This is a genomic window from Devosia soli (assembly GCF_000970455.1).
GTDB classification, from domain to species: Bacteria; Pseudomonadota; Alphaproteobacteria; order Rhizobiales; family Devosiaceae; genus Devosia; species Devosia soli.
Window position 1 is genome coordinate 231,404 of sequence record NZ_LAJG01000021.1, and the last position, 27,000, is coordinate 258,403.

Below are 27,000 nucleotides of genomic sequence, written 5' to 3' on the forward strand. Positions count from 1 at the left end.
ATGGCTGATCCCAAAGACAAAGCGAGCGCCGCACCGGAGCCGAACAAGCCCGGGACCAAGTCTGCCGCGGTAAAGCCGCCGGTGCTCGAAGGCACGGCGCGGCCCGCCGATCCGCCCAAGCCTCTGCCGGATCCCAAACCGGCCGCGGACGCCAATACCGATTCGGTCAAGGCGGAGCCGCCAAATCCCGACGCGAAAGCGAAATCGGACGCGCCAAGACCGGCTGCATCCAAGCCTGAATTTTCTAAACCTGCTTCCACGGTAACTCCGCCCCCGGTTGCGCGACAGAAAAGCGAATCGCATGCCGGTGCTGCCTGGCTCGCCGGCCTGGTCGGCGGCGTCGTTGGCCTTGGTGCTGCCTATGGTCTGGCCCTTCTCGGCTATTGGCCGAGCCAACCTCCGACAACTCCGCCGGAGGATCCGCGTATTGCCAGCGTCGCTGCGAGCGTGCCGGAACTGCAGACAGTCACCGGGACGCTTCAGGATGAACTGGCGACCTTGACCTCGCGCGTCGCCAGCATCGAATCGGGCAATGCCACGGCTGCCGCAGCCGCTCCATCGACGCCCGCGGCCAATGACCAGTTGGCCGGCGATGTGGCAGCGCTCAGCGCCCGAATCGATGAACTCGCCGGCGCGCCACAGGAAGCGCGCGATGCTTCGGCTGCCAATGCGGCTGCAATGGCAAAACTTGAAGCTGAACTTGCGGCCCTGCGCCAGTCTGCGGCCGCGACGCAAGCCGAACTCAGCACGGTTTCAGGACAGGTCGCCACCCTCCAGACCGATGTGTCCCAAGGCAGTGCGGTCGAAGAAGGCCAGGCCCGGCTCCCCCTGATCGTTTCAGGGTTTGAAACTGCTTTTTCGACTGGCGCTCCCTATGACACGGAAGTCACGGCGCTGAAGCAGGCTTTGCCGGATTTCGCGGTTCCGCAGTCTGTTGCGGCGCAAGCCATGACCGGCCTCAAACGCCCCGATCTCATCGCCCGCGATTTCAATGCCGTCCTGCCCGACATCCTTGCCGGACGGCCGGTGAGTCCAGATGCAAGCTGGCAGGAGACGACATCGGACTGGTTCCGCGGCATTCTCGCGCTGCGTCCGACGGAAGCTGTGGAGGGCGACGGGCCCGAAGCGGTAGTTGCCCGGCTAGAAGGGGCAATCGACCGCGGCGATTTTGCTGCCGCCAAAACCGAGCTCGATGCCCTGCCGCAGGCCATGCGCACCGCCGTTGGAACCGTGGCAAACGACATCGCCAATCAGGCAGCGGCGCAGGAATTCCTCACGCAGCTTCGCCAGGCCGCACTTGCCCAGGGGAGTGGCGCATGATCCGTCTCGCTCTCTGGATCATCGGCAGCCTGGTCGTTGCGGCGCTTGCCGCCTGGCTCATGGCCCTGCCGGGCACGCTGACGCTCGAACTTGCCGGCTATCGCATGCAGCCCCGTCTCGGGACTGCGGTGGTGCTCCTTCTTCTTGCTGCAGCCTTGGTCATCTTGATTTGGGCCGTCGTGCGCCGCCTCGTCGGAGCGCCACGCGCCATGGCGCGCCGGCGCGCAGCCCGGCGCAAGGAGCAGGGTGTCGAAGCGCTTTCGGACGCGGTCATCGCGTTGCAATCGGGCGATCCCGCGCGCGCACGTCTTCTCGCCCGCGAAGCCCAGGCGCGTCTGCCGGAAAACAATGCAGCCAAATTGCTCGAAGCGCGTGCCGATCTGGCGATGGGCGACATGCCGGCCGCACGCGAGCATTATCGGGCGCTTATCGCCAGCGACAAGACGGCGCTGGCGGCGCTGACCGGTCTATATGATCAGGCCCGCGCCCAGCGCCGGGAAGACGCAGCGCTGACCTTTGCGCGCAAGGCCTTGAGTCTCTCGCCCGAAAGCGGATGGGCCGCCGAAGCCGTGTTCGATGATCTTGTCCGGCGCGGGCAATGGGCCGAAGCTGTGGCGATGGTCAACGCCGAAGTGCCAGCCAATCGCGAAGGCCGCGCCCAAAAACGCCGCCGGCAAGCCGTCATAGAAACCGCCCGTGCCCGCGAGGCGGAAACCAGCCAGCCGCTGGCCGCGCTCGAACATGCGCTGACTGCTTTGAAGCTGCTGCCCGATTTCGTGCCGGCAGCGCTGATCGCTGCGCGCATCCACATCAACCAGGGTGAAAGCCGCAAGGCCATGAGCCTTCTCCGTCGCATCTGGCGTTCGACCGGCCATCCCGACGTGGCTGCCCTTTATGCTCATGCCAATCCTGGCGCCTCTGCCGTCGATCGGCTCAAGCGCCTCAAGGAAATCATCGATATGCCGCCCGAGCACCGGGCTGCGGCCATGGCGCTGGCCCGCGGCGCGATCGATGCCTATGATTGGCCATTGGCGCGCGATGTGCTCATGCCTTATGCCGGTCCTGACCTTACCCAAGGCGTTGCGAGCCTCATGGCCGAAATCGAAGAAGGTGAAAAGGGTGACCAGGGCAAGGCCCGCGAGTGGCTCGCTCGAGGCCTCCGCGCGGCGCGCGACCCCGCCTGGACGGCAGATGGTCTTGTGAGCGACGAGTGGGAGCCGATCTCCCCAGTTACCGGCAAGCTCGATGCGTTCGAATGGAAGGTTCCGGTCACCAGCAATTCGCGCGCGATGCCGCTGCCGCCGGCCGTGCCGCAACCGGTTGAGGATTTACCCCCGGCGACGCCAGTCTTGCCTCTTGCGCCAGCGGGCAACCAACAGTAAAAGACCGCCGATCCGTTCGGGCCAAGGCCCGTTCGGCGCCGCAGTAGCTCAGTTGGTAGAGCACGTCATTCGTAATGATGGGGTCGGGGGTTCGAGTCCCTTCTGCGGCACCACTTCTTCCCCCAAATCCGATCAAGACGTCTGGATGGCCTGGGCGCTCTCCGCTGCGGCCCGCGCGCTTTCATAGGCATGGCGCGCCGAAGCCGGAATGCGCAGGCTGGCGCCTTGCATTACCGTTTGCGAAAACAGCGCCTCACGCTCCGCTGCCGTCGACAGAAAGAACGGAAAGCGCTGGGCAACGCGACTGCGAATGGAATCGACGGCGGCCCCGAACAGCGTAACCGGGAAATGCAGGCCCGGATAAGTGCGCACGTCGCTCATCGGTTCGGACCCGAAGACGCGCTTGTAGAACGGCCCATGTTCGGGCCGGACGATGGCCAGACACTGATCCGCGTCGAAATGCACCGAGGCCATTGCCGCAACGCGCAGCGTCAGGAAGGGCAGGGCCGGATAGGCAAGCGAGGCTTCATGATCCGCGGTAAAGCGGCTCGGATCGATAAAAGTTTTCCCTGCGTCGATAAGCGGGGTCAGGATATCGGGACAAACCTTCATGCTGGGCGACCGGCGGTGTTCGGCGGTCAGGTGATGAAGGCGGATCGAGCTGACCAGTTCGCCCTTGATATAGATGCCGAAGCTCATGGCATTGGCGGTTTCGTCGAGATCGTCGATGCAGATCTCTTCGGCGTTGTGATCCATGAAGCCTTCGCGCCGATAGGCGCGATAGCGCAGCTTGTAGATTGGATCGTCGATCACCCCGGCATCGACGCGCGCATAGCTGACGTCGTCGAGGAGATCGATCAGCGTTCCCGAAAAGCGCGAAGGCTCGCCGGCTTGCGCTGCTGCTGCGCTGTCGCGATCAATAAGCATGGATGTCCGCCGCTCTGGAATTACCCGTAGCGCGACGTTAACAATTCATTAACCCTTGCAAAAGTTGACAATGCCGCCATGGTTAATGTGGCAGTTTTGCTCACTTCGTCGCGGAGACAAGACGCAGGGAAACCGGCGTTTGACGGGAATACTGCTGTTCGATAAGCCGGGTAAACGCGTCGAGGGTTAGCGGTGGGCCATAAAGGAAGCCCTGGATCAGGTCGACGCCGGTGTGCTTCGTCACAAGATTGAGCTGCACCTCGGTTTCGACGCCCTCGATTGTCGTCATCAGGTTGAGGTCCTTACCCAGCTGCACGACATTGGCAACGAGCTTGAGCGCCTTTTCGTCGGTTTCGATGCCGGTCAGGAAGGACCGGTCGATCTTGAGCTTGGTAAAAGGCAGGGCACTGAGATAGCTCAGCGACGAATAGCCCGTGCCGAAGTCGTCGAGCGCTATGCCGACGCCCCGATCGTAAAGCTTGAGCAGGGCCGCGCCCGCCGAATCGCGCTCTTCGATAACGGTGGTTTCGGTAACCTCGATCTCGAGCTGGCCCGGCGGCAAGCGGCTATCCTCAAGCGCCTCGCCGACGAGTTCGGCAACATCGCAGGAGCGGAAGTCGCGAGCCGAAATATTGACGGCGACGCGCGTATCCCCAGGCCAGGCGCGGCAGTCGCGCGTCGCCTTGTCGAGCACGAAGCGCGTCAGATCGGTGATGAGCCCGGTTTCTTCGGCAATGGGAATGAAGGTTGCCGGCGAAATCATGCCGTAGCTCGGGTGGTTCCAACGGGCGAGCGCCTCGCAGCCGACGATCCGGTTCTGCCTTGGATCGACGATCGGCTGATAGGCGAGGTGCAGCTTTTTGTCCGCGATCGCTTGCTTGAGGTCGATCTTGAGCTGCTGCTTGAGCTGATATTCGGTGTCCATGAGCGCGTGAAACTGCACGACGCGGTTCTTGCCGCCCAGCTTGGCGGCATTGAGCGCCAGGTCCGCCTTGATCATCAGCTGCTCGAAATCGTCGCCGCGTTCGGACGAAGCGACAGCGCCGACGCTCACATTGATGCTGAGCTGGCGGTTCGGCAACTGGTAGGTCTGGTGCATCCTGCCGAGGAGCCGTCCGGCATCGGCCTCGACGTCCGCGGCTCCACCCGATGAAACATAGAAGGCGATGAATTCGTCGCCACCGAGCCGCCCGACAATCGCGTCATCGGGCAGGGCAGTCGGCAGGCGCCGTCCGATCTCGTGGAGCAGCTGATCGCCGGCAAGGTGTCCGAGCGTGTCGTTGATATGCTTGAAATCGTCGATATCGAGGATCATCAGCGCCACGGTGCCTGGGTCGAGCGTATCGAGCCGTTCCTCGAGGGCTGCCTCGACCAGTTCGGCAAAATAGGCGCGGTTGGGCAGGGCCGTCAGCGCGTCATAGCGCGCCATATAGCTGATGCGTTCTTCGGCGCTGACGCGATCGGAAATGTCTTCAAAGAGCAGCACCGACTTGGTGTCGCGCGAAGACACCGAAGCCTCGTAATATTGCCCGAGCCGGTTGCAGATGAGCACTTTGCCGCTCGAATGGGTATCGAGCAGCATTTCGATGCGCTTGGCAGCGGTTGCCGGGACGGCGCCGGTTTCGAGCGCGAAATCGAAAAGTTCGCGCAGCGGGCGTCCGATCCAGTCGCCCGGCGTCCCGATGCCAAAAGCCTCGAGCGCGGTATCGTTGGCCACTTCGACGATCCGGTTCTGGTCGAGCATGAGCAGGCCATGTTCGAGCGTATCGAGCGCTGCATCGAGCTGCTCGGCCAGCGCCGAAGCCTTCATGCGGCCATGGACGGCTCGCAGCAGCACGTCGCGCGCGTTGCCCGCAATCTTGCGCAGGCTGACGAAGAAGGGCAGCAACAAAAGCGTCAGCAGCGCATAATAAAGATTTCCGGTGAGCAGCAGGCCCAGGGACATGGGCACGGCAATGAGCAGCACCTGGATGGTCATCAGCCGGTCGATGGCGAAATTGCGCTGCGATACGCCCACCAGAACCGAAACGGAAACGCTCGCGGCGGTTAGTTCGGCGAAGGGATCATCGACGATCCAGAAGCTCAGGAGACACCAGATGCCGTATAGGCTCGCGATGACAGCGGCACCGATGGTGGCGCGGCCTTCCCAATAGATGGCGGTTGCGACATCGTCTTGCTTGAGCTCGACGGCGTTAAACGCCTTCATGTCGAGGTTGCGGATCGCGCCGACGAGGATGAAGAGGACGGCGATAACGCCCAATTGCCAGGAATGGGCTTCAAGCGCGGCCACGGCGGCAGCCAAGGCCGAGCCATAGGCGCCGAGCAGCATCGACAACCGATCCGCATAAAGCGACCGGATCATCGACACATAGTCGACCGGGGGCAGCAATTTATGGGCGGCTTGAAACATGCCGGTCCGCCTGGGGCTGGTTTGAGGCTAGGGGCGTGCCCGACACGCCAACTCCGGTCGGCGGCAGGTTTATTTTTGGCCATGTCGCCATGGCTTGGCCCTTCCGTTCTGGCAGGACCGCGTTCTTGAACCAACTTCAACGCCAATGGGGTTAAGATGGTCTTGAATGTGATCGGCAAGGTGAACCGGCAAGGCACTTTCTCGTTGGCAGGGTGAACCGGCTCTTAACCTGACAGGCAAACTTGAGGAGAATGGGATGGAAGACAGACTCGAACCGGCACAAATCGAGACAGCGCGCCCGGCCCTGGCCGGCTGGACGATAGAGACGGGCGCCAGCAAATTGACCCGCTCGTTCAAATTCGAAAGCTTTACGCAAGCCTTCGGGTTCATGGCCCAGGTGGCGCTCCTCGCCGAAAAGGCCGGCCATCATCCCGATTGGTCCAACAGCTACAATAAGGTCGAGATCACGCTATCGACCCACGATGCTGGCGGGTTGACACAGAAGGATGTCGATCTCGCGCAAAAGATCAGCGCGCTCGTCTGATTTTTCCTAGTGAAAATTCCGGCCCTTGGGCATGGCGGCATAGGCGCGGCGGCGGGCCAGCTCGATTTCGCGAATGGCATTGCGGTCGCGGCTCTGGCTGCCCGGCGGGCCGGATTTTCCCTCATCGGCACGAGCCACGATCTTGTCGCCAAAATCCTTGCCATGGGAAAGGTCGAGCAATTGCGGGGTCATGTCCTGCATGTCTTCGGCGATGATGTGAATGACGATCCCCTCGCGCTGCACTTGGCCTTTTACGGCCAGCATCCGGCTCGAGAGCAGAATTTTGCGCATCCGGTCGTTCTCGAACATCTTTGGCCAGACAACGATATTGGCGACCCCGGTCTCGTCCTCGAGCGTGACGAAAATCACCCCGCTCGCCGTTCCCGGCCGCTGCCGCACCAGCACCAGCCCCGCCACTTCGACACGATGGCCGGGCGTCACGCCCATCAAATTCTGCGCCCGCGTCACCCCGCGCTCCTGCAACATCGGCCGCATGAATTGCACCGGATGGCCTTTGAGCGACAGCGATAGCGTTGCGTAATCGTGGACGACCTCTTCGCCCGGCGCCATAAGAGGCAGGCCGGCGGGTTCTTCCTTCTTGGTCTCGACCGGTCCTGACGCCTGAAAAAGTGGAAGCGTATCGGCGCCATGCGTGCCAATCAGTCCCTTGACCGCCCAGAGCGCTTCCCGCCGGTTGAGCCCCATCGAGGCAAAGGCATCGGCGCGCGCCAGCTTTTCAAGGCTCCCGATAGCCACCCCGGTCTTCAGCCAGAGATCCCTGACGGAGCCATAGCCAGTACCGCGGCGCGCCACGATGCGGTTGATGTCGTTTTCGGCCAGGCCTTCGATAAAATTCAGGCCAAGGCGAATGGCCTTTTCTGAAAGAATATCCTCCCCCATTTCCTCGTGGCGCATCCAGACGCCGTCTCGCGTCATTCGGGTGCCCGCTTCGAGAGTGCATTCAAGGTGCGAGAGATTGACGTCGACCTCGAGAATTTCGACGCCGTGCTCGCGGGCATCGCGCACGATCTGGCTGGGGGAATAGAAACCCATGGGTTGGGAATTGAGCAGCGCGCAGGCAAAGACGTCCGGATAGTGGCATTTGAGCCAGCACGAGGCATAGACCAGCAGCGCAAAGCTTGCTGCATGGCTTTCAGGAAAGCCATATTCGGCAAAGCCCTGGATCTGGGCAAAGCAGTTCTTGGCAAATTCGGCCGGATAGCCGTTCGCCTCCATGCCTGCCAGAAACTCTTCGCCAAACTGGGCGATCTTGCCGGTGCGCCGCCAGGCAGCCATGGCGCGGCGCAACTGGTCGGCCTTGCCGGGTGAAAAGCCGGCACCGACTATGGCAATCTGCATCGCCTGTTCCTGGAACAGCGGAATGCCGAGGGTGCGTTCGAGCACACCCTTGAGCTTGTCATTGTAATAAACCGGTTCTTCGAGTTTTTGCCGGCGCCGCAGATAGGGATGTACCATGTCGCCCTGGATCGGGCCGGGGCGAACGATGGCAACCTCGATGACGAGGTCATAGAACTTATCCGGCTTGAGGCGCGGCAGCATCGACATCTGTGCCCGGCTCTCGATCTGGAAGACACCGAGCGTATCGGCGCGTTGGATCATGGCATAGACGCGGGCCTTATCCATCGGCCCCTGGCCCGTTTCTTCGGCCAGAAGGTCCACCAGCTGCAGATCCTTCTTATAATGGACATGCATGAGCTCAAAGGCGCGCCGCAGGCAGGATAGCATGCCGAGCGCCAGAATATCGACCTTGAGAATGGCCAGAGCGTCGATATCGTCCTTGTTCCACTCGATGATGACGCGGCTATCCATCGCCGTCTTGCCGATGGGCACGAGGCTTTCAAGACTGTCCCGGGTGATGACGAACCCGCCCACATGCTGGCTGAGATGCCGGGGGAAACCGCGCAATATCTTGACCACCTCGAACATCTGCGCCAGCACGGGATCGTCTGGAGTGAGCCCGATATTGCCAACGCTCTTGAGATCGACGCCCGAGCCCCAGCCCCAATGGAGCTGGTTGAAGGCGTTGATCGTATCCTCTGAAATACCGAAAACCTTGGCGGTCTCGCGAATGGCGCTCTTGGAGCGGTAGGTGATGACATTGGCGGTCAGCCCCGTGCGCCGGCCACCATATTTTTGATAGACATATTGCATCACCTCTTCGCGCCGCTCGTGCTCGAAATCGACGTCGATATCGGGTGGCTCGTCCCGCTCGGTCGAGATGAAGCGGCCGAAGACCAGGTTGCCGGTCTCGGGATTGACCTCGGTGATGTGAAGGCAGAAGCAGACGCTGGAATTGGCAGCCGAGCCGCGACCCTGGCAAAGGATTTTGCGTTCGTCCCGGGCATAACGGACGATGTCGTGTACGGTCAGAAAATAGGCTGCATAATTCTTGTAGCCGATGAGGCAGAGTTCGGACCAGATCGAGCGCTTGATGCTGTCGGGTACACCGCCTGGAAAGCGCTTGGCAGCACCTTCCCAGGTCAGGCGCTCGAGCGTCTGCTGCGCCGTTTCGCCGTTGCCGGTGGTTTCTTCCGGATAGTTGTATTTGAGCTGGTCGAGCGAAAAATGAATGCGGGCGATAAACCGCTGGGTTTCGGTGATCGCTTGAGGATGTTCGGCAAAGAGCCGCGCCATTTCATCGGCCGGCTTCAAATGACGTTCGGCATTGGAGGAGAGCAGCAAGCCTGCCTCTTCAAGCGTTAAATGCTCGCGGATGCAGGTGACGACGTCGAGCACCATGTGCCTGTCGGGCTCATGGTAGGCGGCATCATTGCTGGCGAGCATGAGGGCGCCATGGCGCCTTGCAAGAAAATCGATCCGATTGAGCCGCGCCCTGTCCTTGCCGTCCAAGCGCGCCGTTCCAGCCACCCAGACCCGGTCCGGTGCCTCCGCGCTTAGACGTTCGAGGGTCTTCTCGGTCAGGCTCCAGTCATGCTCGTCAGGCATGAGAATGAACAGCTGGCCCTGGGCATAGTTTTCGAGGGGACCCTGTTCATTGGCTGAAGCGGGGTCGCTATAGCCGAAGAGATCTCCAAACCGCAGGTCAGGCTTGCCCTTTTCGCCGCGTTTATTGCCAACTGTCAGAAGTTTGCAAAGCCGGCCATAAGCCACCCTGTCGGTGGGGTATGCAATGATGTCGGGCGTGCCGTCGGAAAAACTCAGCCTGACGCCCACGAGATAGCGAAAGGCGGGGTTCACCGTCTTGTGGTCGCGCGCCGTCACATAACCGCGGACGACACCGGCAAAACTGTTGCGATCGCAAAGGCCAAGCGCGGTAAAACCCAGATGCATGGCCGCTGAAACGAGCTCCTCGGGGTGAGAGCCGGAGCGCAGGAAAGAAAAATTGCTGGTGGTCACGAGTTCGGCAAAGGCCGGCGCCTCCACTTGGCGCGGCGGGCTTTTTGCCGGCTTTTTCCGCTTTAAGGCAACGATTTCACTCATGCGAAAAATCCATGCAGGTACCATGTTGGGTGCTCAGGCCCCCCATAAAGGCCAAGGCGAAACACCCAGAAACGGTGGCCATCGCGGTCTTCGACCACATAATAATCGCGCATGCCGGTCACCGGATCGAAAAGCGGCAGGTCCGGGACATAGGGCGGTGGTTTGGGAATTTCTCCCGGTTCAGGCTTTCGCGGTTCGGGATCGGGTGCGAGCTTGAGCCGTTCGCGACGGCGCCACCATTCCGCGCTCAGCCGTTCGGGGCCGGCTGCCTTGACCAAACGATAGGGATGGCGGCGCCAGATCATCGAAGCGGGCAGGCCATCGGGTACTTCGGCATTGATGGCGACAAGCTCGGGGACGGGCAAGAGACGCAGCGGTCGCTCGAGATCTGGAAGAGCGCTCTCCGCCATCCCCGATTGGCCGAGAACGGGGACCAGCCTGGCAGCGCGTTCGGGGATATGGCTCTGGATCAGTTCGGTCTTGAGCACCGAGACGGCGCCAAGCCGGCTTGCCAGGCGATCGGTCAGTTGATCGAGCATATCGGCACCGGACTGAACCGAAAACGCGCCGAGCTGGGCGGCATCGAGCCGGTCGAGCGATCCGGCGGCAAGACGCACCAGGTCTATGCCGAAGCCGGGGTCGTAGTTTTCTTCGGCCAGCCTGTCGGCCCGATGCCGGAACATATTGGCGATGTGCCTCGGGTCCCGCGTCACGCGACCGGCATTGAGCGAAAGGGTCATGACCTTGTGATCGACCCGATAAAGAAAAAGGTGGAAGGCCTGAGCCCCCAGCCCTTCCTTCTCAAGATGCTGGGCCAGTTCCTGGGCAAGGTCCCGCGCCGTCAGTAGCACGTCTTCGAGACGGGAAATCGGCTCGGGAAATTTCCTTTCGGCAAAATGCTCGCTCACCGGCAGCCGCGGCACCATGCGCTCTTCGATAAAGCCATAGGCCTGGTCGAGGCGAAGGATGAGCGAAGCCCCGAACCGCGCCAGCATGGGTTTTCGCGGCCGTGATCGCAATTCGCCAATGGTCTTGAGGCCCATCTGGGCCAGGAGCGAAAGCTGGTGTTCCTCGAGCCGGAGCGCGGCGATCGGCAGGGCATCAAGGCTCTGGGTGAGCTCGTGCGGCGCGATGACCCTGTTAGGCGCAAAATGGCTGACGGCCCAGGCGCCCCCGATGGTCGATGCAATCGCGCCGTTGACGGTATAGCCGAGCGCCCGCAGCCGGGCGACGAGCAGGTGCAGCATCTTGCGCTCGCCACCGAAAAGATGATCCACCCCGGTGATGTCGAGGACGAGATCGCCAAAGGGCGCGCGATCCTTCAACACGCCGACGAGCGGGCTGGCATTGGAATGCCAATCGGCGAAATCGGCGAAGGCCGAAGTGAAAAAGTCCGCTTCGAAGGGCAGAACCGTCAGGTGCGGCAGCAGCGCCCTCGCATCGGCAAGGCTCTGGCCGAGGCGCAACCCTTCGCGCAGACCCTGGGGGTCGAGCCAAGCCAGGCGAAGGCCGCCGCGGATTTTTTCATAAAGCGCCAGCGGTGGCTTGAGAGCGGGATCGCGGCGCTTGAGGAATTCGGTTGGCCAAAAAGGCAGGGTGAGGACGAGGAACCGGCGGTCGTGCAACAGGCCGGGATATGCCGTCTTTCCAATTGGGGAGAGCCTTGAAGCCATTTTCCGTCCACTCGAGGACCCAATCCAAATTACGCCGGGCGCCGATGCCCTTTTCCAGTTCGAGCCGCCATCGGGCCGCCCCCGGTGCCCGTTCGTCGAACGGTCTGCGGCCCGATCGATGCGGGCTGAGCCGCCATCGCAGATGCGCAGCGCTTGCTTGCCGCGCCGTGCCATAGCGAAGGAGAAACAAGGACGTGCCGCTTTCGGCGGTCCGCAGACCCAGGCGCCGGCTGGCGGTGAAATCGAGCGGTTCGGGATCGGCTCCGATATCGGCCACGATGGCGGCCATGGCGCTGCAGGCAATGGATTCTTCGGCGACCCACAAGAGGTCCCGCATGTCGTTGACCCGCACGATGATCAGTTGCTCAGGATCGAACCCGAAGGATTTGAGGCCCGGCCCATAAGGTAGGCCAAAGGTCTGTCCGTCCTTTTCGAGCTGCAGGTAGATGACGGCCATCCGCTTGGGGCTCAAAAGCGTTTTCGCCTGTCCGAGCGCAAAGCCGAGGCTCGCGCCGCCATTGCGCAAGGCATCGGTAAACACCTCCTGCAAGAGCCCTCCCGAAAGGCGCGGGAAGCTGCCATCGCTGGTTTCGAGCGACCGGTCGGGCGTCTCCGCCAGGGCCGGCTTGCGCTCGATATCGGCAATGGTGTCCCGCAGCGCGGCAAGGCGCTGTTGGTGGTCGGGGGCTGGCATGGATTGACCGCTTACATGAACAAAACAGGAACATGGTGACTCAAGGCGGAACAAGAGTCGAGTCCCTTTTCGGTTCCCTTGTGCATGGATCGGTGTGGCCAAGGTGCATCAGCCCGGCTCAAGACCACGCTGGAGCCATCTCGGCCATTGAGTGGAAACGCCTTCTGCCCCAGTCTTTCCCGGCTGGCTCCAGCCACATCGTCTGATTCTTTTTTCCCCGCAAGAGGCGTGCCGCCATGTTCGAGGCCCTGACCCGTTTGTTCGGCAAGACCGAAAACACGGCCGATCGCAATGACCCAAAACTTTCCGTTGCCGCGCTGCTCGTGCATCTGGCGGCGGTCGATGGCTCGATGAAGGACGAAGAGCGCCGGGTGATCCGCGGCGCGCTGATGGACCACTATGATCTTGATGAGCAGAGCGTCGAGCGTCTCATCAAGCAGGCCGCTTTACGCGATGCCGAGGCGGTCGATTTCTACCATTTCACCTCTGGCATCACCCAATTGCCGATGGAAGACCGCATCGAGATCATCCGCATGATGTGGACCGTGGTTTTTGCCGATAAGGAAAATCACGAGCTTGAAGACAACATGGTCTGGCGCATTGCCGAATTGATCGGCGTGTCGAGCCGCGATCGCACCGTGCTCCGCAATCAGGTGCGCGGCAAGAAGAGCGCCGAAGCCGAAGATCAGTAGGCTGTGAATTTCCCGATCACCTCGGCTTCGTCGGTTTCGCAATTGAAATCGCCGGCCTTGTCGGCTGCTTCCCGCGCGAGGTCATTGGCATTGGGATTGGCCAGCGCATCGACATAGGCGATGTGGCAGGAATTGCCCTCGGCAATCTGGGTCACGGCCAGGACCTGGCCCTTGTCCTCGCCCGTCACCGGGTCGGCAGTGTGATAACGCACGATGGTGGCGATGGGGAAAAAGTAGCCCTTCGCATTGGAAAGGCGCCATTCAATCTTGCCGCCGAGCGTGTTGAAGGGTGGCAGCGTCTGCGCGCCGGCCGAGCTTTCATCGGGGTTGAACCCATAGCCGATCGAAAAGCGCAGGTCCCCTTCCTGCACTTTTACGGGAAATCCCTTGTAGCCCGGACAGGCCCAGCTGGCGCCGAAATCGTCGGCCTCGAGCACGAGGCATTTGTCGATGTCGAGATCGGTATAGGCGCTGGTCATGCCCGATTGGGCAAAAGCGGGGCTGGCGCAAAGCGTCAGGGCGAGAAAAAGGGGATACCGCATCGATCAAGCGTCCTCGTTTGGCCGTGGCCGATAGATTGACCCAACCAATGTGCGCAAAACAAGATGAACCGGAGCTGACGGGGTTTGCGTTTACCCATGCCGCACAAGCCTCCGCCTCGGCCGTTTTCCGGCTTGCCTTTGCCCGCCTTTGTCGGGCAGAACCCCAATCGTTCAGCCTTCCCCGACGAACCGGACATTCAGCCAAATGAACATCGACGCCATTCCGACCGGCAAGAACCCGCCTGACGATCTCAATGTCATCATCGAAGTCCCCTTGGGCGGCGAGCCGATCAAGTATGAAATCGACAAGGATAGCGGCGCGCTGTTCGTCGATCGCTTCCTCTATACGCCGATGCGCTATCCCGGCAATTACGGCTTCGTGCCGCATACGCTCTGCGGCGATGGCGATCCGCTCGACGTGATCGTGATGAATTCGCGCCCGCTGGTGCCCGGCGCCGTGGTGCGCTCGCGGCCCGTCGGCGTCCTCTTCATGGAAGACGATGGCGGCCAGGACGAAAAGATCATCGCCGTGCCGGTCTCAAAACTCACGCGCATGTACGACAACATCAAGGACATCGAGGATTTCCCGGAAATCCAGCTCGAGCGCGTCAAACACTTTTTCACGCACTATAAGGATCTCGAGCCCGGCAAGTGGGCCAAGATCGACCGGATCGGCAACCTCGCCGACGCCAAGCGCGTGATCCTCGAGTCCATCGAAATGGCCAACAAGTCCAAGTAATCGTTTGAGATTAGGGCGGTATTTTTGGATACCGCCCTTTCTTTTGGTCACCAACACCACCACACACCCGGATGTCACCCCGGCCCTGAGCCGGGGCCATCCTGAGATCTGAAGATGGATCCCGGCTCAACGCCGTGCTGACCGCTGGTGGCGCCCCCCTGCAATCCCCTTGCCCAAATCAGCCGCTCGCGCCTAAATGGCAAAAAGTCCTGAGTAGGCTCAGTATGTCGCAACGCAGTGCCGTCGATCAGCTCAGCTGGGCCGCCCGCCTTCTCGCCCGCGAGCGCGAAATCATGCTGACGCCCATCGGGCTCAATCCTGCCTATGTCCCGGTGTTTTTAGCGCTCTCCTCCGGCGGCGCGCATACGCCAAAGGCGCTGGCCCAGGCCGCCGAAGTCGAACAGCCCACCATGACCGCCACAATCCAGCGCATGGAGCGCGACGGTTTCGTCACCCGCAAACCCAATCCCGACGACGGCCGCAGCGCCCTCATCGCTCTCACGCCCTTAGGCTACGAACGCATCGCCGACATGGACCGGGCCCTCGGCGCGCTCAACGAATTGCTGCTAGAGCAGTTTTCGACGGCCGAGCGCGGGCAGTTTTGGGAATTGTTGGGACGGGTAGTGAAGGTGCTGGAAGTGCAGACGGGTAGGGCGGGCTGAGTAGGAAGACCGCTATCGACATTGCGGTCATTTGCGTCCTGCTGAAAGGTGCCCACAAGCCGCCCTGAACGACCTCAAAATGGGTCGTAACAATCGAAGGTTTCGATTCGGGATATTCGCTCGCCCTCAGTGGTGATGAACTGGGCAATATGAGCACGAAGTTCCTGACCGGCGGCGAAGGGGCCTGCATCTGCAGCGATGGTTGCTGTCCATATAACCCGCAGGATAGCTAGATTCTCGTGGGCAATAGCATCGACCAGCTCGTAATGTTGCCTAGCCAGCAATTTTGCGCCCGCAATGGAGGCTGAGAGCATTTGGTCGAGCGTTGCCGATCCACCCTGTGGCTTGATTGCATTGGGATGCTCCAAGGTTGTGGCATGAGGGGTGAACAGCGCGCGCAGCACCTCACCGCTGGCACCGGTCTCCAATGCAGCATGAAGCGCTCTGGCAATAGTGATAGGATTTGAGGATGTCATGTTTACCTCCATGTGATATGCACAACCTTAGTTGTGTATTATGTGTTGTCAAGAGCTGCCCATGGCCGACGTTGATCCTGGTGAACTGGACTTAGCTACATTGAGCTGGCTGGCGGGTAGCGCAGCGAATGAACACTTGCTGGCCGCCATTCGCAGGGCTGGTCATCCGCACCTGCGCATTAGCCACGGCTATGTGTTTCAGATGCTTATTGGCGGGCCGACAAGTATCAGCGCCCTTGCGCAGCAACTGGGGATGACCCAGCAGGGCGCCTCCAAGGTCGTGGCCGAGCTCACGGCACTTGGATATCTTACAGTGCAACCTTCTCCGACTGATCGCCGGATTCGACATATCGCTCTGTCTAGGCGCGGCGAAGAAGCCATAGAGGCCGCAAGGTCGGCTCGCGCCGAACTCGACACGCGATTGCTCGTCACTCTAAATGCCGAGACGATGGCTCACGCCAAGCGGGCGCTCGCTGCTCTGCTCGACGCCACTGGTGGAGTGGAAGCTACCCGTCAGCGCCGCGTCCGCGCTCCGGATATGGAGTGAGCACATTTGCTTTGTGTGTTTCTCAAAGGTCCGCTTAGAAGACTAATCTGCTGAAAAGCAGAAAGTCCGCAAGCCACCCCAATATCTCCTTTAAGCCCAATCTGCTGCCCACTCGCCCTCACGCATCCCCGCCCTGCGCCAGCAGCGCTTGTGAAAAGGGGAAAATTTCTATATGCACCGCTGCGAAATGCGCCAGTTTGCCCTTTATGCAACTGGCGCTTCCTGTTTCCCGCATGATTTGGCCGTTCGCCTCGCTGCCGCTGGACCATGCCCAACGCCCCGGTGCCCATGTCCCTGCGCAATATTGCCATCATCGCCCACGTTGACCACGGTAAAACCACCCTGATCGACGTTCTTCTCAAGCAGTCCGGCTCATTCCGCGAAAACGAACGCGTCGAAGAGCGCGCCATGGACAGCAACGATATCGAGCGTGAACGCGGTATCACCATTCTGGCCAAGGTGACCTCGCTCCTCTGGAAGGACACCCGCATCAATATCGTCGACACGCCCGGTCACGCCGATTTTGGCGGTGAAGTCGAGCGCATCCTCTCCATGGTCGATGGCGTGGTCATCCTCGTCGACGCGGCCGAAGGCCCGATGCCCCAGACCAAGTTCGTGCTCGGCAAGGCGCTGGCCCAGGGCCTCAGGCCCATCGTTGCCATCAACAAGATCGACAAGTCCGACGAGCGCCACCTCGAAGTGCTCGAAGAGATTTTTGACCTCTTCATCGCGCTCGATGCTTCGCCAGAACAGCTCGATTTCCCGGTTCTTTATGGTTCGGCCAAGCAGGGCTGGATGGCTGCAGAGCCGGAAGGCCCCAAGGAAAATCTTGGGCCCCTCCTCGATAAGGTCATCGAACATGTGCCCGAGCCTGCCGTCGAAGAAGGCGCGTTCCGCATGCTGGTCACGACCATCGAGCGCAACCCGTTCCTCGGCCGCATCCTGACCGGCCGCATCACCTCGGGTACCGTCAAGGCCAACGACCCCATCCACACGCTCAACCGTGAAGGCAAGGAAGTCGAAAAGGGCCGCGTCTCGAAAGTTCTCGCTTTCCGCGGCCTCGAACGCACCCCGGTCGATATCGGTGAAGCCGGCGATATCGTCGCCATTGCCGGTCTCGTCACCTCCACCGTGGCCGATACGCTCTGCGCCACTTCGGTCACCCAGCCGATCGCAGCCAAGCCGATCGATCCCCCGACCCTTTCGGTCACCTTCCGCATCAATGACGGTCCGCTCGCCGGCCGCGAAGGCGACAAGGTTCAGTCCCGCGTCATCCGCGAACGCCTGATGCGCGAAGCCGAAGGCAATGTGGCGATCCGCGTCACCCCGGGCGAAGACAACGATAGCTACGACGTTGCCGGCCGTGGCGAACTTCAGCTCGCCGTCTTAATCGAAAACATGCGCCGCGAAGGCTTTGAGCTGACCATCGGTCGTCCAAAAGTTCTGTTCAAGGAAGAAAACGGCCAGCGCATGGAGCCGGTCGAAGAAGTCATCATCGACGTCGATGACGAATTTACTGGCGCCGTCGTCCAGAAGCTGACTGAGCGCAAGGGCGAATTGACCGATATGCGTCCGTCCGGCGTCGGCCGTACCCGCATTCAGCTCCTGGTTCCAACCCGCTCGCTGATCGGCTATCAGCCCGAACTGCTCTCGGACACGCGCGGCACGGCGATCTTCAACCGCCTCTTCCACTCCTTCGTGCCGTTCAAGGGCGAACTGCCGGGCCGCCGCACGGGCGTCCTGATCTCGAATGGCACCGGCCAGTCCGTCGCCTTCGCGCTCTGGAACCTTGAGGACCGTGGCGCCATCATGATCGACGCCGGCGTCGACATCTATGAAGGCATGATCATCGGCGAGCATTCCCGCGAGAACGACCTCGAGGTCAACGCGCTCAAGGGCAAGCAGCTCACCAATATCCGCACGACCTCCAAGGACGAAGCGGTCCGCCTGACGACCCCGAAGAAGCTGACCCTTGAACAGAGTCTCGGCTATATCGCCGAAGACGAATATGTCGAAGTGACGCCCAAATCGATCCGCCTTCGGAAGATCTGGCTCGATCCTAACGATCGCAAGCGCATGAGCCGCGCCGCCAAGTCGGCCTGATCCGTCAAACAACCACCGTCATTGCCCGGCTTGTCCGGGCAATCCATCTTGGGATGGCATGGACCACCGGGACAGGCCCGGTGGTGACGACTGAGCGAGGGAAAATTCCATGAGTGACTTCATCATCGGCTTTATCACCGATTGGGGCTATCTGGGCATCTTCCTCCTCATGGTGGCGGAAAACATCTTTCCGCCCATCCCCTCCGAATTGATCATGCCCTTTGCCGGCTATGTCGCGGCCAATGGCGATCTTTCCATTTTTGGCGTGCTGGTCGCCGGCACGCTCGGCTCGGTCATCGGCACCACGGCCTGGTATGGCGTTGCCCGCCTCATGGGCATCGAACGCTTCACCTGGCTGTGCAACAAGTTCGGGCGTTTCGCGACGCTGAGCGAAGACGATATCGACAAGGCGCATCACTGGTTTGAAAAGCATGGCCCGCTGGCCGTCTTCGCCGGCCGCCTGATCCCGGCCATCCGCACGCTGATTTCCGTGCCGGCGGGCTTAGCGAAAATGCCGTTCGGCCGCTTTCTGCTGATTTCCGCGCTCGGCAGTCTCCTCTGGACCGGCATTTTGACAGTTGCCGGCCTCCTCCTCCACGAGGGCTACCACGCCGTCGAAGCCTGGGTCGATCCGGTCTCGACTGGCGTCGTCATCCTCGCCGTCGTCATCTACATCTGGCGCTTCGTCACCTGGAAGCCGATCAAGGACATCGGCTGATCCTGCCTCGCATTCTGCAAGAGCGCTTCGCATTTTGCGAGGCGCGGCGGGGCAAAAGGCCCGATCTAAACCCCTTCGTAATCTTTGCCCCCGGTTTCACGGGCCCGTGAGTTTGGCACGCTTCGTGCAATGAAGAGGGCATCCGGAACCTCGTAATGCTTACCGGATAGTCAGTCATTTGGGCCCTGCATCGCTTGCCCGGTGCGGGGCTCCGACTTTTCGGTGCGCCCTTGTGAGTTGGGGGCTAACCCACTAGATAAATCGGACCTTTTCTCGCGGAGACGCCCATGCGCGCCGTTCTCGATATCATCCTGATTCTGCTCCAGCTCTATTGGTGGGTCCTGCTCATCATGATCATCATGAGCTGGCTGATCTCCTTCAACGTCATCAACACCCGCAACCAGTTCGTCGAAGCGGTCTGGCGCGTGCTCAATCAGCTGACTGAGCCGGTGCTGCGGCCCATCCGCCGCTTGCTGCCCAATTTCTCGGGCCTCGACCTGTCCCCGCTCGTTGCCTTCCTCCTGATCTTCTTCATCCAGTCGATTATCGGCTACTATATCTATCCCGCCGTGGTCCGTGCCGGGGTCTGACGACCGATGACGCTGCCTTCTGGCTTTGCGGTGTCGACCGATCCTCAAAAGATCGACATCGACTACGTGCACCACTATCTCAGCACCCTGAGCTACTGGGCTCAGGGTATCCCGCGCGATGTCGTCGTTCGATCGATTGAGAACAGCATCGCCTTCGGCCTTTATGCCGAAACCGGCGCTCAGGTCGGTTTTGCCCGCGTCATCACCGACAAGGCGACCTTCGCCTGGCTTGCCGATGTCTTCGTCGATCCCGGCATGCAGGGAAAGGGTCTCGGCAAGGGCTTTTTGCAGACGATCTTTGCCCATCCGGACCTGCAGGGCCTGCGCCGCTTCATGCTGGTCACGGCCGATGCGCACAGTCTTTACAGCCAATATGGCTTCGGCACCCCGCCCAATCCTGAGCGGCTCATGGCCATCGTCCGGTCGAACCTCTATCCCGCCCCTTATCGCCCCGCGACAAACCGTCACACTTTCCAATTGCTTAACGGCCCAATCCCGCTAAGCTGATTTTTGGGAGGAGGTCCGCCGGAGGGCGGTTGCGGACCGGACGAACGGGGCAGGCAAATCCCCAAAAGAGCTGGCCAAGCCGCGGCGGGCCTCGAATCTTATCATTCGAGGAACGTGTTTCATGGATCTGGCACTTTGGCTGATCGTCGCCTGCGGCGGTTTGTCTGTCGTTTATGGCGTGGTCACGACGCAAAGCCTGATGAAGGCTGACGCCGGCTCGGCCCGCATGCAGGAAATCTCCGCCGCCGTGCGCGAAGGCGCTTCGGCCTATCTCAAACGCCAATATACCACCATCGCCATTGTCGGCGTGGTTATCCTGATTGCCGCCTGGCTGCTGCTTGGCGTCCACGCCGCCATCGGCTTTCTCATCGGCGCCGTGCTTTCGGGCGCGGCCGGCTTTATCGGCATGAACGTCTCGGTCCGCGCCAATGTGCGCGTCGCCCAGGCCGCCATTTCCTCGCTCGGCCGGGGGCTCGACCTCGCCTTCAAGTCCGGCGCGGTCACAGGCCTTCTCGTCGCTGGCCTCGGCCTCCTTGGGGTGACACTCTATTTCATGATCCTGACCGGCATGGGCAATGCGCCGACGAGCCGCGTCGTCATCGATTCCCTCGTTGCGCTTTCCTTCGGCGCCTCGCTGATTTCGATCTTCGCCCGTCTCGGCGGCGGCATCTTCACCAAGGGCGCAGACGTCGGCGGCGACATGGTGGGCAAGGTCGAAGCCGGCATTCCGGAAGACGATCCGCGCAACCCCGCAACAATCGCCGACAATGTGGGCGACAATGTCGGCGATTGCGCCGGCATGGCCGCCGACCTTTTTGAAACCTATGTGGTGACCATCGTCGCGACCATGGTTCTGGCGGCAATCATCCTGCCCGAGGCGCTCAAACTCACCGGCATGGTGCTGCCGCTCGCCATCGCCGGCGCCTGCGTCATCACCTCGATCATCGGCACTTATTTCGTCAAACTCGGTGCCGACAACAACATCATGGGCGCGCTCTATAAGGGCGTTATCGCCACAGGCGTCCTGTCGCTTGTCGTGCTCCTGCCGGTGCTTTGGCTGCTCTTTGGCGACATGAACCTGACAATCGAAACCGCGGCCAAAACCTTTACCCCCTGGAGCCTTTTCTGGTGCGGCGTGACCGGTCTCGTCATCACCGGGCTCATCATCGTCATCACCGAATATTATACCGGCACCAATCGCCGCCCGGTCAATTCCATTGCCGAAGCTTCGGTCACCGGCCATGGCACCAATGTCATCCAGGGCCTTGCCGTGTCGCTGGAATCGACGGCCCTGCCAGCCCTCGTCATCATCGCCGGCATCATCGTCACCTTCTCGCTGGCCGGTCTCTTCGGCATTGCAGTGGCCGTCGCCACCATGCTGGCCCTGGCCGGCATCATCGTCGCGCTCGATGCCTTCGGTCCCGTCACGGACAATGCCGGCGGCATTGCCGAAATGGCTGGTCTCGACAAGGAAGTGCGCCACAATACCGACGCGCTCGATGCGGTCGGCAACACCACCAAGGCCGTCACCAAGGGCTATGCCATCGGCTCGGCTGGCCTCGGCGCTCTCGTGCTCTTTGCCGCCTATACGCAGGACCTCATTTACTTCTCGTCCCTGCCCGATGCGCCGGCCATCTTTGCCGGTGTCGGTACTCTCACCTTCTCGCTCGCCGACCCCTATGTCGTCGTCGGCCTCCTTTTCGGAGGTCTCTTGCCCTTCCTTTTCGGCGGCATGTCGATGACGGCAGTGGGTCGCGCCGCCCAATCGGTCGTCGTGGAAGTGCGCCGCCAGTTCCGGGAAAAGCCGGGCATCATGGCCGGCACCGACAAGCCCGATTATGGCCGGGCCGTCGATATGCTCACCAAGGCCGCGATAAGGGAAATGATCGTCCCCTCGCTCCTGCCGGTGCTCTCGCCCATCCTCGTCTTCGTTCTCATCAACTGGATCGCCGGCCCCGCCGCCGGCTTCTCCGCCCTCGGCGCCATGCTGATGGGTGTCATCGTGACAGGCCTCTTCGTCGCCATCTCCATGACCGCCGGCGGCGGCGCCTGGGACAATGCCAAGAAGAGCTTTGAGGACGGTTTTACCGACAGCCACGGCGTTAAACATTTTAAAGGCTCAGACGCCCACAAGGCCTCGGTTACCGGCGACACCGTCGGCGACCCCTACAAGGACACGGCCGGCCCGGCCGTCAATCCAATGATCAAGATCACCAATATCGTTGCCTTGTTGCTTTTGGCGGTGCTGGCGCACATGGGCTGACCAGACATAGTCTGGACTGAATTTTTTAAAGGCCCGGGAGCAATCCCGGGCCTTTCGCAATGGCCGACTAAATTAATATCACTCCCCTACTCATCGGCTGTCATCCCGGCGAAAGCCGGGACCTATCTTGAGATACGAGAGCGGACCCGGATCAAGTCCAGAGTGACAAGCGACGGTGGCAATACGCCAATAGACATTTGACCATGAAAAGGCCCGGACACTTTCGCGGCCTTTCAAATTATACGTCCTCTTTTTGAGAAGATAAGAGCGGCGACATTAGGCGGGGACAACTTCTAGCGTTCCGCTATGGCGCTGAATGGTCCTATTTGCGCAGCTGCTTGACTTTGTGGGTATTTGCAAAACTTATCCCCGCCCCCTCCACTCCATCCTAAACTCAAAAAACTCCCCGCACGGGACGGAGTCGAGACGGACGGCTGCGGGGAGGCTGATCGCGCGGGGCCGTTCTCGCGTGGGTTCTGGGATTGGCCGCCACGCGACGAGCGATCAAAGTGGCGCTGTGAGTCCTGTCCAAAAACTCAGCGCCCCGAGGCGGTTTCGTCTCACATTCTAAATACTCAGAGGCGAAAGCGCCTCGGGGCCCGTTCCAATAGACAAACCCTGCCGCGGCGACGCGGGCAGGGCAGGGGTGCTGCAAGAGCGGGCAGAAACGGCGGCTGGAAAAGTTAGGAGGCTTTGGCGATGGGGGAATCGGCAAGAAGCATGTTCGACAGTGCGGTAGCGGAAATGGGCGGCGAGAAGAGATAGCCCTGGACTTCGGAAACGCCCTGGGCGCGCACCAGCGTCAGCTGTTCTTCGGTTTCGACGCCCTCGACGGTGGTCGACATGCCCAGCGAGTGCCCGAGCCCGATAACGGCGCGAATGATCGCCTGGCTGTCTTCGCGGGTTGTGAGGTCGCGAATGAAGGAGCGGTCGATCTTGATCTTATCGAAGGGGAAGGAGCGAAGATACGAGAGCGACGAATAGCCGGTGCCGAAATCGTCCATCGAAATCCTGACGCCCATGGCGCGCAGGTCGTGGAGCGCCTGGAGCGTTGCTTCGCTATCGGCAAGCAGCAGGCTTTCGGTGATTTCAAGTTCGAGCCGGGTCGGGTCGAGCCGCGCATTGGTCAGCGCCCGGCGCACCTGGGTCACGAGATCGCGCTGACGGAACTGGACGGGCGAGAGATTGACGGCAATGCGGACGCCATTGGGCCAGCCAGCAGCGGCAAGGCAGGCTTCGTTGAGCACCCATTGGCCGATCGCCGAAATAAGCCCGGTTTCCTCGGCGATGGGCACGAATTCGGCCGGCGAAATCGTTGCGCCTTCAAAGTCCCAGCGCAGCAGGGCTTCCACACAGGTGATGCGATTTTCCTTGAGGCCCAGCAGGGGCTGGTACATCAGCCGGAATTCGTTGCGGCTGAGCGCAAGCCGCAGCCCGGCCTCGATCGAGCGGCGATGCTGGAGCTCGGCATCCATGCCGGTCTCGAAGAAATGGTAGGTCGAGCGGCCTTCGTTTTTGGCCCTGTAGAGCGCGAGGTCGGCGTTCTTGACGAGCGTATCGGTGGTCATGCCATCGCCGGGACCGACGGCGATGCCGACACTGGCGCCGATCTCGATCTGCTGGCCCTTGATGTTCATGGGCGCGCACATGGCCTTGATGATGCGATCGGCGACGCGCGCGGCCGCATCGGCGCTGTCGATGGGCTGCAGCAGCAGCGCGAATTCGTCGCCGCCAAGCCGCGCCAGCAGATCGCTTTCGCGCGTCGTGCCCCACAGGCGCACGGCGGCCTGCTTGATCACTTCGTCGCCCACGGCATGGCCGAGCGTATCGTTGACGGCCTTAAAATGGTCGAGGTCGATATAGAGTACCGCTGCCATCTCGCCGCGCTGCATGCCGGCCTCGGTGCGGGCCATCTGCTCCAGAAATTCGATGCGGTTGGGCAGGTCGGTCAGCGCGTCGTGCCGCGCCAGATGATGGATGCGCGCCTCGTTCTGGCGCTGCTCGGTAATGTCCTCGTGGGTCGATACCCAGCCGCCATCTTCCATGGGGTGATGCTGCATCATGATGATGCGACCATTGAGCTCGTGGATATTCTTGCCGTATTCGCTCTTGGCGATCACCTCGCGCCGCCAGGCGATATAGTCGTTCCGTGTGCCGCCGGCGCTCATGCCAACGTCGAAGAGATGCCCCAGGATATCCTCGAGCTGGGTGCCGGGGCGGAGAAGTTCGGTGGGCAGGTTGTAGATGCGGGCATAGGGCTCGTTGCAGATGACGAGGCGCCCCCTGGCGTCCATCATGCAAAGGCCGATGGAAATGTTATTCACGGCCGCGTCGAGCCGGATATTCTGTCGCTCGAGTTCGAGTTTGCGTTTCTGGACTGTTTCGGCCAGCTGGATTTCGTCGGTGACGTCTTCATGGGTGACGACCCAGCCGATCTTTTCCGAATAAACCCGGGCGGTCTCGACGATGCGGCCGCCCTTGATGCGCTCCTGGCTCTTGATGCGGGCGCCGCTGCGATTGTTGAGGAGCTCGCTCGAATAGGCTTCATAGAATTCTTCGGGCGTGTGCGCCGGGTGATTGCCGAGGCGGTGGGAGAGATGGACGATCTCTTCGAGCGTCATACCCTTGCGGATGTCGCTTTCGGCAAAGCCGTAGAATTCGCGATAATGCTTGTTCCACATGACCAGCCGGAATTGCGGCGACCATACGCAAAAGCCATAGGGGATGTTCTCCAGCGCAGCGTCGAGCAGCAGCGCATCGGCGACGTCATTCGGCGTGCCTGCGTCGGTCTCCCGCATTGGTCCCCTCTAGCCCAAACCAAAATGACGCTTCTGTGAAGCTAAGTGGATGCTCCTTAACGTCAACTTAAATCAGAAAGCCGGATCGAGAGCGCTTAAGTGCTGTTGTAGAACGGTTTTTTGCGGTGGCGAGGCAAGAAGCAAAGCAATGCGCCCAGCTCCTTCCCGAGGCGTCAATTTGCTCATATCCAGTTGAATATCATAGCTTTTTTCCGCATGCACGGCTGACTGCCAGCGCAGCACCGGCGGCGGGGGAACATCGCCGGCAGCGTAATATCCGCCCTTGGTATCGGCATTCCGCCGGCGCATGATTTCTTCGATTGTGCAATCGATACCAATCAGCAAGGTGCCGAGCGGAGCCAAGGCCCTGGCGCACTGGTCGAGGATATTGAGCGGGGTCGCGTAATCCTCGTGCATGCCCAGGTCGGCTACAATGTCGAAACCGGCCGTGGCGGTCAGGCGAATGGTTCGGAAAAGGAGCTGATAGAGCCGCAACACATCGGCTTCGAGATCGGGCCGTTCCCCGCCCGGGCGCAGGCCGATGCCCGGCATCAGCTGGGGCGGCAAGCTGGCCATCTGCCCGTCGACGCCGAGGTTGAGCCAGGTGCCGGGCACGGTGTCCTGGATAGCGCGGACGAGCGAGGATTTGCCCGAGCGCGGCGCGCCGTTAAGGATGATGACGCGCCCCAGGCGCGGCGCGTCATTGGTCGGCATCAGCTGCGGGCCTTCTTGTTGCGGGCAGCCCAGGTCTTGAGGCGGAGGCCATTGAGGCGGATGAAGCCGGCCGCGTCCTTATGATCATAGGCCACGGCGCCTTCTTCGAAGGTTACGAGGTCCATCGAATAGAGCGAATTGGCCGAGGCGCGCGCGATCACCGAAGCGGAGCCCTTGTAGAGCTTCACGGTCACTTCGCCGGACACATATTCCTGGCTCTTGTCGATCAGCGCCTGCAGCATTTCGCGTTCGGGCGAGAACCAGAAGCCGTTATAGATCAGCTCGGCATATTTGGGCATCAGCTCATCCTTGAGGTGAGCCTCGCCGCGATCGAGCGTGATCGACTCGATCCCGCGGTGGGCAACGAGGAGGATCGTACCGCCGGGGGTTTCATAGAGCCCGCGCGATTTCATGCCGACGAAGCGGTTCTCGACGAGATCGAGACGGCCGACGCCATGCTTGCCGCCGAGCTCGTTGAGCTTGGTCAGGAGCGCCGCCGGAGAAAGCTTTTCGCCATTGATCGAAACCGGGTCGCCCTTTTCGTAGCCGATGGTGATGATCTCGGCTTCGTTTGGCGCCTTTTCCGGGTCGACCGTGCGCTGGGCGACGTAGTCGGGGGCGGGCACGGCGGGATCCTCGAGCACCATGCCCTCGGAGGAGGTGTGCAGAAGGTTCGCGTCGACCGAGAACGGCGCCTCACCGCGCTTGTCCTTGGCGATAGGGATCTGGTTGCGCTCGGCATATTCAAGAAGCGCCGTGCGGCTGCGTAGGTCCCATTCACGCCATGGCGCGATGACCTTGATCGATGGGTCGAGGGCATTGGCGGTCAGTTCGAACCGCACCTGGTCATTGCCCTTGCCGGTGGCGCCGTGGGAGATGGCATCGGCGCCGGTTTCCTGCGCGATTTCCACCAGTCGCTTGGCGATCAGCGGACGGGCAATCGATGTCCCGAGCAGATACTGGCCTTCATAGACGGTATTGGCGCGGAACATGGGGAAGACGAAATCGCGCACGAATTCTTCGCGCAGGTCTTCGATGCGAATATCCTTGATACCGAACATCTCGGCCTTCTTCCGCGCCGGCTCGAGCTCTTCGCCTTGGCCCAGATCGGCGGTGAAGGTCACCACTTCGCAGTTATAGGTTTCCTGCAGCCATTTGAGGATGATGGAGGTGTCGAGGCCGCCCGAATAGGCCAGCACGACTTTCTTGATTTCGTTCGCCATGGTGTCGTCCCAAG

The 27,000-nt window shown here is 61.2% G+C and carries 22 protein-coding genes and 1 tRNA gene; 13 read left to right on the forward strand and 10 right to left on the reverse strand.

Going from position 1 to position 27,000, the window contains the following annotated elements; translation table 11 throughout:
- The 3 genes from VW35_RS10195 (at position 1) to VW35_RS10205 (ending at position 2,815) form a co-directional block, all read left to right on the forward strand.
- Positions 1-1,320: a COG4223 family protein gene (locus tag VW35_RS10195; protein ID WP_046142928.1), complete on the forward strand. Its 1,320-nt coding sequence runs from the start codon at positions 1-3 to the stop codon at positions 1,318-1,320.
- Complete coding sequence (locus VW35_RS10200; RefSeq protein WP_052951637.1) at positions 1,317-2,702, forward strand: heme biosynthesis protein HemY; 1,386 nt, start codon at positions 1,317-1,319, stop codon at positions 2,700-2,702. The genes VW35_RS10195 and VW35_RS10200 overlap by 4 nt, the downstream gene beginning before the upstream one ends.
- A 37-nt stretch (positions 2,703-2,739) precedes the next feature.
- Positions 2,740-2,815: transfer RNA gene (locus VW35_RS10205), tRNA-Thr, on the forward strand.
- Positions 2,816-2,834: 19 nt separating this feature from the next.
- Here VW35_RS10205 and VW35_RS10210 read toward each other — a convergent pair.
- Both VW35_RS10210 and VW35_RS10215 read right to left on the reverse strand, forming a co-directional pair.
- Positions 2,835-3,629 carry an N-acyl amino acid synthase FeeM domain-containing protein gene (locus tag VW35_RS10210; protein ID WP_046142929.1) on the reverse strand — a complete coding sequence of 265 codons (795 nt, stop codon included), beginning with the start codon at positions 3,627-3,629 and terminating at the stop codon, positions 2,835-2,837.
- Between the two features lie 100 nt (positions 3,630-3,729).
- A complete protein-coding gene (locus VW35_RS10215; protein WP_046142930.1) occupies positions 3,730-6,039 on the reverse strand; it encodes a putative bifunctional diguanylate cyclase/phosphodiesterase in 2,310 nt (769 codons plus the stop codon).
- A 256-nt stretch (positions 6,040-6,295) separates the two neighbouring features.
- Between VW35_RS10215 and VW35_RS10220 the strand changes: the two genes are divergently transcribed.
- Entirely contained in the window at positions 6,296-6,583 is a 288-nt protein-coding gene (locus VW35_RS10220) for a 4a-hydroxytetrahydrobiopterin dehydratase (RefSeq protein WP_052951638.1), read from the forward strand.
- Positions 6,584-6,589: 6 nt separating this feature from the next.
- Here the strand turns inward: VW35_RS10220 and VW35_RS10225 are convergent, their stop codons facing one another.
- From VW35_RS10225 to VW35_RS21560, 3 genes are read right to left on the reverse strand one after another with little or no spacing between them, the layout of a single operon-like run.
- Positions 6,590-10,045, reverse strand: a complete 3,456-nt coding sequence (locus tag VW35_RS10225) for an error-prone DNA polymerase (RefSeq protein ID WP_083982634.1) — start codon at positions 10,043-10,045, stop codon at positions 6,590-6,592.
- Positions 10,042-11,670, reverse strand: coding sequence for a Y-family DNA polymerase (locus tag VW35_RS10230; protein WP_046142931.1), 1,629 nt, complete (start codon positions 11,668-11,670; stop codon positions 10,042-10,044). The genes VW35_RS10225 and VW35_RS10230 overlap by 4 nt, the downstream gene beginning before the upstream one ends.
- On the reverse strand, positions 11,570-12,412 hold the full coding sequence (locus VW35_RS21560) for an ImuA family protein (protein WP_052951639.1): 843 nt from the start codon (positions 12,410-12,412) through the stop codon (positions 11,570-11,572). The genes VW35_RS10230 and VW35_RS21560 overlap by 101 nt, the downstream gene beginning before the upstream one ends.
- 236 nt (positions 12,413-12,648) lie before the next feature.
- On the opposite strand from VW35_RS21560, the gene VW35_RS10240 reads away from it, so the two are divergent.
- Positions 12,649-13,104, forward strand: coding sequence for a tellurite resistance TerB family protein (locus VW35_RS10240; RefSeq protein ID WP_046142932.1), 456 nt, complete (start codon positions 12,649-12,651; stop codon positions 13,102-13,104).
- On the opposite strand, the gene VW35_RS10245 is transcribed toward VW35_RS10240, so the two are convergent.
- A complete protein-coding gene (locus VW35_RS10245) occupies positions 13,098-13,646 on the reverse strand; it encodes a hypothetical protein (protein ID WP_046142933.1) in 549 nt (182 codons plus the stop codon). The genes VW35_RS10240 and VW35_RS10245 overlap by 7 nt on opposite strands.
- A 205-nt stretch (positions 13,647-13,851) precedes the next feature.
- On the opposite strand from VW35_RS10245, the gene ppa reads away from it, so the two are divergent.
- Together ppa and VW35_RS10255 are read left to right on the forward strand one after the other, a co-directional pair.
- Positions 13,852-14,385, forward strand: a complete 534-nt coding sequence (gene ppa, locus VW35_RS10250) for an inorganic diphosphatase (RefSeq protein WP_046142934.1) — start codon at positions 13,852-13,854, stop codon at positions 14,383-14,385.
- A gap of 224 nt (positions 14,386-14,609) precedes the next feature.
- The gene (locus tag VW35_RS10255; protein ID WP_046142935.1) at positions 14,610-15,047 is read left to right on the forward strand and encodes a MarR family winged helix-turn-helix transcriptional regulator; all 438 of its coding nucleotides are present in this window, start codon (positions 14,610-14,612) and stop codon (positions 15,045-15,047) included.
- A 74-nt stretch (positions 15,048-15,121) separates the two neighbouring features.
- Here VW35_RS10255 and VW35_RS10260 read toward each other — a convergent pair whose 3' ends face one another.
- Entirely contained in the window at positions 15,122-15,523 is a 402-nt protein-coding gene (locus tag VW35_RS10260) for a nuclear transport factor 2 family protein (protein WP_161796892.1), read from the reverse strand.
- 61 nt (positions 15,524-15,584) lie between these two features.
- On the opposite strand from VW35_RS10260, the gene VW35_RS10265 reads away from it, so the two are divergent.
- From VW35_RS10265 to VW35_RS10290, 6 genes are all read left to right on the forward strand, one after another.
- Positions 15,585-16,070, forward strand: a complete 486-nt coding sequence (locus VW35_RS10265; RefSeq protein ID WP_046142937.1) for a MarR family winged helix-turn-helix transcriptional regulator — start codon at positions 15,585-15,587, stop codon at positions 16,068-16,070.
- A 288-nt stretch (positions 16,071-16,358) separates the two neighbouring features.
- Positions 16,359-18,173, forward strand: a complete 1,815-nt coding sequence (gene typA / locus VW35_RS10270) for a translational GTPase TypA (protein WP_046143067.1) — start codon at positions 16,359-16,361, stop codon at positions 18,171-18,173.
- A gap of 109 nt (positions 18,174-18,282) precedes the next feature.
- Positions 18,283-18,891: a DedA family protein gene (locus VW35_RS10275; RefSeq protein ID WP_046142938.1), complete on the forward strand. Its 609-nt coding sequence runs from the start codon at positions 18,283-18,285 to the stop codon at positions 18,889-18,891.
- A gap of 287 nt (positions 18,892-19,178) precedes the next feature.
- Positions 19,179-19,481, forward strand: coding sequence for a YggT family protein (locus VW35_RS10280; RefSeq protein WP_046142939.1), 303 nt, complete (start codon positions 19,179-19,181; stop codon positions 19,479-19,481).
- Positions 19,482-19,487: 6 nt separating this feature from the next.
- The gene (locus VW35_RS10285; protein WP_046142940.1) at positions 19,488-19,988 is read left to right on the forward strand and encodes a GNAT family N-acetyltransferase; all 501 of its coding nucleotides are present in this window, start codon (positions 19,488-19,490) and stop codon (positions 19,986-19,988) included.
- Between the two features lie 121 nt (positions 19,989-20,109).
- Entirely contained in the window at positions 20,110-22,251 is a 2,142-nt protein-coding gene (locus tag VW35_RS10290) for a sodium-translocating pyrophosphatase (RefSeq protein ID WP_046142941.1), read from the forward strand.
- 683 nt (positions 22,252-22,934) lie between these two features.
- On the opposite strand, the gene VW35_RS10295 is transcribed toward VW35_RS10290, so the two are convergent.
- The 3 genes from VW35_RS10295 to VW35_RS10305 form a co-directional block, all read right to left on the reverse strand.
- Complete coding sequence (locus VW35_RS10295) at positions 22,935-25,049, reverse strand: EAL domain-containing protein (protein ID WP_052951640.1); 2,115 nt, start codon at positions 25,047-25,049, stop codon at positions 22,935-22,937.
- A gap of 72 nt (positions 25,050-25,121) precedes the next feature.
- A complete protein-coding gene (locus VW35_RS10300) occupies positions 25,122-25,763 on the reverse strand; it encodes a phosphotransferase-like protein (RefSeq protein ID WP_046142942.1) in 642 nt (213 codons plus the stop codon).
- On the reverse strand, positions 25,763-26,986 hold the full coding sequence (locus VW35_RS10305; RefSeq protein WP_046142943.1) for an argininosuccinate synthase: 1,224 nt from the start codon (positions 26,984-26,986) through the stop codon (positions 25,763-25,765). Before VW35_RS10305 ends, VW35_RS10300 begins: the two co-directional genes overlap by 1 nt.
- Positions 26,987-27,000: the final 14 nt, after the last annotated feature.

What these genes read in the sequence shown, in the direction of transcription:
- VW35_RS10195 (WP_046142928.1), top strand. Translation starts at nt 1, where the DNA reads ATGGCTGATCCCAAAGACAAAGCGAGCGCCGCACCGGAGCCGAACAAG.
- VW35_RS10200 (WP_052951637.1), top strand. Translation starts at nt 1,317, where the DNA reads ATGATCCGTCTCGCTCTCTGGATCATCGGCAGCCTGGTCGTTGCGGCG.
- VW35_RS10210 (WP_046142929.1), bottom strand. Translation starts at nt 3,629, where the DNA reads ATGCTTATTGATCGCGACAGCGCAGCAGCAGCGCAAGCCGGCGAGCCT.
- VW35_RS10215 (WP_046142930.1), bottom strand. Translation starts at nt 6,039, where the DNA reads ATGTTTCAAGCCGCCCATAAATTGCTGCCCCCGGTCGACTATGTGTCG.
- VW35_RS10220 (WP_052951638.1), top strand. Translation starts at nt 6,296, where the DNA reads ATGGAAGACAGACTCGAACCGGCACAAATCGAGACAGCGCGCCCGGCC.
- VW35_RS10225 (WP_083982634.1), bottom strand. Translation starts at nt 10,045, where the DNA reads ATGAGTGAAATCGTTGCCTTAAAGCGGAAAAAGCCGGCAAAAAGCCCG.
- VW35_RS21560 (WP_052951639.1), bottom strand. Translation starts at nt 12,412, where the DNA reads ATGCCAGCCCCCGACCACCAACAGCGCCTTGCCGCGCTGCGGGACACC.
- VW35_RS10240 (WP_046142932.1), top strand. Translation starts at nt 12,649, where the DNA reads ATGTTCGAGGCCCTGACCCGTTTGTTCGGCAAGACCGAAAACACGGCC.
- VW35_RS10245 (WP_046142933.1), bottom strand. Translation starts at nt 13,646, where the DNA reads ATGCGGTATCCCCTTTTTCTCGCCCTGACGCTTTGCGCCAGCCCCGCT.
- ppa (WP_046142934.1), top strand. Translation starts at nt 13,852, where the DNA reads ATGAACATCGACGCCATTCCGACCGGCAAGAACCCGCCTGACGATCTC.
- VW35_RS10255 (WP_046142935.1), top strand. Translation starts at nt 14,610, where the DNA reads ATGTCGCAACGCAGTGCCGTCGATCAGCTCAGCTGGGCCGCCCGCCTT.
- VW35_RS10260 (WP_161796892.1), bottom strand. Translation starts at nt 15,523, where the DNA reads ATGACATCCTCAAATCCTATCACTATTGCCAGAGCGCTTCATGCTGCA.
- VW35_RS10265 (WP_046142937.1), top strand. Translation starts at nt 15,585, where the DNA reads ATGGCCGACGTTGATCCTGGTGAACTGGACTTAGCTACATTGAGCTGG.
- typA (WP_046143067.1), top strand. Translation starts at nt 16,359, where the DNA reads ATGTCCCTGCGCAATATTGCCATCATCGCCCACGTTGACCACGGTAAA.
- VW35_RS10275 (WP_046142938.1), top strand. Translation starts at nt 18,283, where the DNA reads ATGAGTGACTTCATCATCGGCTTTATCACCGATTGGGGCTATCTGGGC.
- VW35_RS10280 (WP_046142939.1), top strand. Translation starts at nt 19,179, where the DNA reads ATGCGCGCCGTTCTCGATATCATCCTGATTCTGCTCCAGCTCTATTGG.
- VW35_RS10285 (WP_046142940.1), top strand. Translation starts at nt 19,488, where the DNA reads ATGACGCTGCCTTCTGGCTTTGCGGTGTCGACCGATCCTCAAAAGATC.
- VW35_RS10290 (WP_046142941.1), top strand. Translation starts at nt 20,110, where the DNA reads ATGGATCTGGCACTTTGGCTGATCGTCGCCTGCGGCGGTTTGTCTGTC.
- VW35_RS10295 (WP_052951640.1), bottom strand. Translation starts at nt 25,049, where the DNA reads ATGCGGGAGACCGACGCAGGCACGCCGAATGACGTCGCCGATGCGCTG.
- VW35_RS10300 (WP_046142942.1), bottom strand. Translation starts at nt 25,763, where the DNA reads ATGCCGACCAATGACGCGCCGCGCCTGGGGCGCGTCATCATCCTTAAC.
- VW35_RS10305 (WP_046142943.1), bottom strand. Translation starts at nt 26,986, where the DNA reads ATGGCGAACGAAATCAAGAAAGTCGTGCTGGCCTATTCGGGCGGCCTC.